Below are 3,075 nucleotides of genomic sequence, written 5' to 3' on the forward strand. Positions count from 1 at the left end.
GTGGACCTGGCAGCGGTGAGCAATGTGTATGCCCTGCGACCGCTGGACCAGGAACTCGTTTCGTCGCTGAATGCAGAGGTCACCCTGGCGGACCTGGCCCAGGACATCTCGGAAATCGGCTATCCGCGGCCGGACCGAGAGTCGCTCTGACTGCTGCGCGTCTCGGTGGGATCGCCTGCTCACCTGTGATCCCTGGACATCTGGGCAGTCTCCAGGCCCACCCTGCGAGCCCGCTCCATCCCTTTCATCCGCTGGGCCGGCGCCCGCCACCTCACCCGGGCCGGCCTGACCATCGAACACCCGCCCTCCCAGCTCCCCGGCCAGTTCCAGATCGAAGAAGACCACTACGAGGAACTACGGCGGTGCCTGAACGACCCCACGCTTCCGTCGGACCTTCGCATCGCCGCAGCCCTCATCCGCCTCTACGCCCTCCCTCTGACCCGCATCGTCGAACTCACCTCCGACCACCTCCACCACGACGCGGATCACACCTACCTGACGATCACCCTCCACCCCGTCGTCCTGCCACCGAAGCTCGCCCGCCTCATCGACGACCACCTCGAAGACGGATCCCGGCACGGCAACGAAGCCACCAGATACCTGCTACCGGGCCGAGCCCCCGGGCGCCCCCGCACCCGCGGGACTGTCCGACAAACTCAAGCGCTACGGCCTGCCCGCCCGCGCAGCCCGGAACACGGCCATGATGCAAGCGCTCGCCGACCTGCCACCCGTCGTGCTCTCCGACTTGATCGGCATCCAGCCGAGAACTGCGGAACGCTTCGCAGCCATGGCCGGCGAGAACTGGTCCGCCTACCTGGTGTCGGCGTACAAGCGAACGTGCACCACCTCGTACGGATGAAAGTGCACCATTCTTGATGCGGTGACGGGGTGTCGGCCGTGAGTCTGCTGCTGTCGGTTCGGGGTGGGCAGGGAGGCGGCTGACGGTGGTCTTGGATCCGCATCGCTGGCTGGAGTTGAGACGGTTTCGCCCGCTGTACGAGTCCGGTGCGATGAGCCTGCGGGAGATCGCGAAGGAGACGGGGCTGAACCGCCGGACGGTCAGCAAGTACCTCAAGGACCTCCCATCGGTCGCGCCGCCGAAGAGAGAAGTAGCAGATCAGCGGCCTCGGCGGGTGGTGGACGAGGTCGCGCCGCTGATCGACGCGATGCTCAGGTCCGAGATCCTGCTCAAGGGGAGGGTGATCCACGAGCGTCTGGCCCAGGAGTACGGGGTCACGATCAACTACCAGCGGGTGAAGCTCTATCTGCAGGAAGCCCGGCCCCGGATCGCGGAGGAACTGGGCATCAGCCCGGGTGAGCTGGCGGGTCTGCACCGGCGGTTCGAGGTCGTCCCGGGGGCTCAGGCCCAGGTCGACTGGGGCGATGAGGGGAGGATCCTCGCCCATGTCGGCATCCCGAAGGTCTACTCCTTCCACATGACGCTGTCGTACTCACGCGACCCGTTCTGCTGCTTCACCACCAGCCAGGACCTGGCCACGTTCTTCGACTGCCACCGGGCGGCGTTCGCGCACTTCGGCGGGGTGCCGATGAGCATCGTCTATGACCGAACCAAGACGGTCGTGCGCCGGCACGTCGCTCCGGGGGAGGCGGTTCCGCTGCACCCGGAGGCGGTCGCCTTCGCCGGGCACTACGACTTCGACATCGACGTGCTGGCCGCCTACCGCCCGCAGGGCAAGGGCCGGGTCGAGCGGCAGGTGAACATCGTCCGCGATCACGTCCTGGCCGGTCGGGCCTTCTCCTCCATCGAGGAGCTGAACGCCGCTTTCGCCGCCTGGGTGCCGCTGCGGCGGGCGAAAGTCCACGGCACTCACGGCGAAGTCATCGGACACCGGGCCATGCGCGACCACATGGCCCTGCGTCCGCTGCCGGCGACCCCGCATGTGGTCACGCAGCGGCATCTGCGGCACGTCGGCAAGGACTGCCTGGTCGCCTTCGACGCGAACCTCTACTCGGTGCCCGCCCGCAAGATCCGCCCCCGCCAGCTGGTCGAGATCCGGGCTACGAAGTCCCAGGTCACGCTCCATTCCACCGTCCCCGACACCAGCGGCCAGACCTTGTTGGCCGTCCACCCGCGGGCCGTTGGCCGAGGCGCCCGCATCGTGGATGAGTCTCACTGGGCCGGTCTGCCCACCGGCGCCGGCCGCCGCGTCACCACGGGCGACGCTCTGCCCTCGCCCCGCCGCAGCCCGTCGGCCAGCCCGGAGACCGGGCCGCTGCAGGCTCTGCTGAACCGGGCCGCCGCCGCAAACGTCGAGGTCGGCCGCCGCCCGCTGTCGGTCTATGACGAGCTGACCGGCACTCGTCCCTTCACCTCACCCGCCTCGATCAAGGAAGCCCGTTGAGCGAGCTGACCAGCACCCGCATCCGCACCACCGCCGCCAAGCTCGGCCTGCCGCACCTGGCCGAGGCCCTGAACCAGTACGTCCAGCGGGCCAACGAGGCCAAGATGGGCTATCTCGACTTGCTCGACCTGGTGCTGGCCGAGGAACTCGCTGTCCGCGACGACCGCCGCTTCCGCAACGGCCTGCGGCTGTCGAAGCTGCCGCACCACAAGACGCTGGAGGACTACGACTTCTCCTTCCAGCCCGACCTCGACCCGCGCAAGGTCAAGGACCTGGCCACCCTCTCCTTCGTTGAGGACAAGGCCAACGTCGCTCTGCTCGGCCCGCCCGGGGTCGGCAAGACGCACATTGCCGTCGCCCTGGCCGTCGCGGCCTGTCGGGCCGGCTACTCGATCTACTTCACCAGCCTCGACGACATGGTCCGCCACCTCAAGGCCGCTGAGGACCAGGGCCGGCTGATCAGCAAGCTCACCAGCTACCTCCGCCCCGCCGTTCTCGTGGTCGACGAGGTGGGCTACCAGCCGCTGGAGCGGGCCGAGGCGAACCTGGTCTTCCAGGTGATCTCCAAGCGTTACGAGAAGGGCTCGATCATCCTTACCTCGAACAAGACTTTCGGTAAAGCGCACATGTTCCGGCGAACCCGTGCCAGGTGCTGCCGAAACTTCACGGGTTCAAGCGGAGGGAGAGATGGTTGTGGTCACCGCGTCGGGTA

4 protein-coding genes are annotated in these 3,075 nt (G+C 67.8%); 3 read left to right on the plus strand and 1 reads right to left on the minus strand.

Features of this window, described 5'->3' with window-relative positions; all coding sequences use genetic code 11:
- Positions 1 to 354 precede the first annotated feature (354 nt).
- Positions 355 to 579, minus strand: coding sequence for a hypothetical protein (locus AB0J12_RS39505; RefSeq protein ID WP_363269642.1), 225 nt, complete (start codon positions 577 to 579; stop codon positions 355 to 357).
- 121 nt (positions 580 to 700) lie between these two features.
- Between AB0J12_RS39505 and AB0J12_RS39510 the strand changes: the two genes are divergently transcribed.
- The 3 genes from AB0J12_RS39510 to istB form a co-directional block, all read left to right on the plus strand.
- Positions 701 to 859, plus strand: coding sequence for a hypothetical protein (locus tag AB0J12_RS39510; RefSeq protein ID WP_363269643.1), 159 nt, complete (start codon positions 701 to 703; stop codon positions 857 to 859).
- 85 nt (positions 860 to 944) lie between these two features.
- On the plus strand, positions 945 to 2,363 hold the full coding sequence (gene istA / locus AB0J12_RS39515; protein WP_363269644.1) for an IS21 family transposase: 1,419 nt from the start codon (positions 945 to 947) through the stop codon (positions 2,361 to 2,363).
- The coding region (istB, locus tag AB0J12_RS39520) for an IS21-like element helper ATPase IstB (RefSeq protein WP_363269645.1) at positions 2,360 to 3,075 on the plus strand (716 nt) is incomplete at its 3' end. The genes istA and istB, both read left to right, overlap by 4 nt.

Source organism: Streptomyces sp. NPDC049915 (genome assembly GCF_040656475.1).
GTDB lineage: Bacteria > Actinomycetota > Actinomycetes > Streptomycetales > Streptomycetaceae > Streptomyces.